Here is a 2,558-nt window from a genome sequence, read left to right as displayed (position 1 = left end):
CCCTCGAGGGAAAAAATGAACTGCTTTTTTCCTAGCTTGCTTCGGTCCTGTCGATAAAGTCAAAGATCGACTTCACCGCCAGGACCTAAGCCTTGTCGGGGCTGACCAGGCGCTTACGCTTTTCTTAGTAAAATTTCTCTAAAATAACCGGGAAAGAGTGGATTATTTCGTCCTTCTTATTCCGATCATACAAAAATAAAATTAATGAACCATTATCAGGTAGTTTTGTTTCAGAAATTTGGATATGAATCATAAATGGTTTCCACTCTTCCTGTTTTCCGTCAATCTCGATTTGATGTTCCTGAATAAATTCCTTATGACCATCTTCCACTGTATAGAAAAATCTTCCTTTAGTTGGATTCGTTTCACCGCTAATTTGATAATTCCCGCTGTTTCCTTCCACTTTTACATGGCGGAAAACTGGATTTTCTTCAGGTATCATCATTTTTTTATGAATCGTTAATTTCTCTCTACTCCTTATTGGATTATCATTCAAATGGACAGGTTTTAGAGTTACATGAACGGTGTATTCCCCTGGCGGAACTCTTTTTCCTTTCGACACATAGTCCCACATTGCAATTCTTTTATAGGTAGTTTTCGGCTCAATCTTTATGGTTTGAAAAGCCTGTAAAAAATAACGTCCTTTGGAGAACCGATATACTTCATTACCGACCGAATCTGTGACGGTAATTTCAAAAACTTGAGAGGTTGGAAATTCCAATCTGAGGGGTGTTTCCCCTTCATTTCTCAGTAGAACCTCAAACTCAACTCCTTCCGGCCCCGCAGAAGGGTTCACATCGAATTTTAGTTCCAAATTACCTACATTCCTCTCCGTTCCATTTGCAAACGCACTTGTGCTAAATGAAAAAAGCAGTAAAAATATGCAAAATAGATTTTTCATAATGCCTCCTATTAATCTTTTCGAAAGAAACCGTAAATTCCTGCTGTTTCAACGATATTTGTAAAAGCATTTGAATCAACTTCCTTAATAATTCTTTCTAAATCAAAAAGCTCATAGCGGGTAATAACAATCATCAACATCTCTTGGGTTTCATTGGAAAAAGCCCCTTTAGCCGGTATCATCGTAATTCCTCGAACCAGTTTGGAGTGGATTGCTTTTTTTAATTCATCCGCTTTTTTTGTAATAATCATCGCAGTCAGCTTTTCATGTCTTGTATGAATCGCATCAATGACTCTTGTGGTTGTATACAAGGATACCACCGTATAAAGAGCTTTTTCCCAGCCATAAAGTAACCCAGCGGTTGCAATGATGATTCCATTTAAAAAAAACATATAGGTCCCAACCGGTTTGTCTTTCATCCGGGATAAAACCATTGCAATGATATCCAATCCGCCTGTCGATGCTCCCCATTTTAAAGTGATTCCCACCCCAACAGCTAAAATCACTCCACCGAAAACGGCATTTAATAAAATGTCATGAGATATTTTATTAATAGGGATGATTGATAAAAATATCGAGGAAAGGACGACACTGAGAAAGCTATAAATCGTAAATGACTTTCCTACTTTTATCCAACCAAGAATCGCAACCGGAATATTTAAAAACAGTAATAAAAAGCCCATCGAGACATGAAGCGGTGTTAGATCACTTAACACTCTTGAAAGCAACTGGGCAATCCCTGTAAAGCCGCTGGAATAGACATTGGCAGGTATTAAAAACAAGTTCATTGCAATCGCATTCAATAAGGCTCCTGTTACGACGATTATTAATTTTTTTATTTGCAGCAAAAGCATTCGCATCGTCCCCCTCATGTTCAAGAAATTACCCTTTCCAACTTTATAAATTCTTACCAATTGAATTGTATTTTTATCTGGAAACCGATAAACTAAAGCTAACGATATTAGTTTGAAAGCAGGTGAACTTCATGCCGGTAAAAATTCTGGCGGATAGTGCATGTGATTTACCTTTAAATTTTTATGATGAAAAGAATATAACATTAATACCGCTGAAGGTTCATGTAAATGGTCAGGAGTTTGAAGATGTAAAAACCATTGACCCCAAAACTGTTTATGATGCCATTCGAAACGGAAGTGTACCGAAAACTTCGCAGGCATCTCCGCTATTATTTGAGGAAATCTTTACAAAAATGGCTGAAAATAATGAAGTTGGAATATACATAGCATTTTCCTCACAATTGTCCGGAACCTATTCAACCGCTGTTATGATTCTTGACCAAGTGAAGGAAAAATATCCAAATTTTGATCTAACAATTGTCGATACAAAATGTGCATCATTAGGACAGGGACTCATAGTAATGGATGCAGCAAAGCTTTCGGCCAATAATTTTTCGAAAGAAGAAATTTTAGAGGATGTTGTTTTTAAAAGCCAGCACATGGAACATCTTTTCACGGTTGAAGATTTGGACTATTTAGCAAAGGGCGGCAGGGTTTCGAAAGCATCCGCCTTTCTTGGAGGATTACTAAATATTAAACCTGTTTTAAACGTTGAGGATGGTAAATTGGTTCCGATTGAAAAGATCCGCGGAAAAAAGAAAGTATTACGCCGATTAATTGAATTGATGAAGGAGCGCGGTTCC

The 2,558-nt window shown here is 37.4% G+C and carries 3 protein-coding genes; 1 reads left to right on the top strand and 2 read right to left on the bottom strand.

Annotation, left to right across the window (positions count from 1 at the left end; translation table 11 throughout):
• Window positions 1-124: 124 nt before the first annotated feature.
• Both BIV60_RS27710 and BIV60_RS27705 read right to left on the bottom strand, forming a co-directional pair.
• Window positions 125-901 carry a BsuPI-related putative proteinase inhibitor gene (locus tag BIV60_RS27710; protein ID WP_071358884.1) on the bottom strand — a complete coding sequence of 259 codons (777 nt, stop codon included), beginning with the start codon at window positions 899-901 and terminating at the stop codon, window positions 125-127.
• 11 nt (window positions 902-912) lie between these two features.
• Window positions 913-1,755 carry a YitT family protein gene (locus BIV60_RS27705; RefSeq protein WP_071358883.1) on the bottom strand — a complete coding sequence of 281 codons (843 nt, stop codon included), beginning with the start codon at window positions 1,753-1,755 and terminating at the stop codon, window positions 913-915.
• 131 nt (window positions 1,756-1,886) lie between these two features.
• Here BIV60_RS27705 and BIV60_RS27700 point away from each other — a divergent pair.
• A partial coding sequence (locus tag BIV60_RS27700) for a DegV family protein (protein ID WP_071358882.1) occupies window positions 1,887-2,558 on the top strand: 672 nt, incomplete at its 3' end.

The organism is Bacillus sp. MUM 116 (assembly GCF_001866655.1).
Classification (GTDB): Bacteria; Bacillota; Bacilli; order Bacillales; family Cytobacillaceae; genus Neobacillus.
Note: the sequence above shows the minus strand (reverse complement) of the source record. Positions and strands in the feature narration are given on the sequence as shown.

Bases quoted from the DNA above. Each gene is read 5' to 3' on its own strand.
- BIV60_RS27710 (WP_071358884.1), bottom strand. From the start codon at position 901: ATGAAAAATCTATTTTGCATATTTTTACTGCTTTTTTCATTTAGCACA.
- BIV60_RS27705 (WP_071358883.1), bottom strand. From the start codon at position 1,755: ATGCTTTTGCTGCAAATAAAAAAATTAATAATCGTCGTAACAGGAGCC.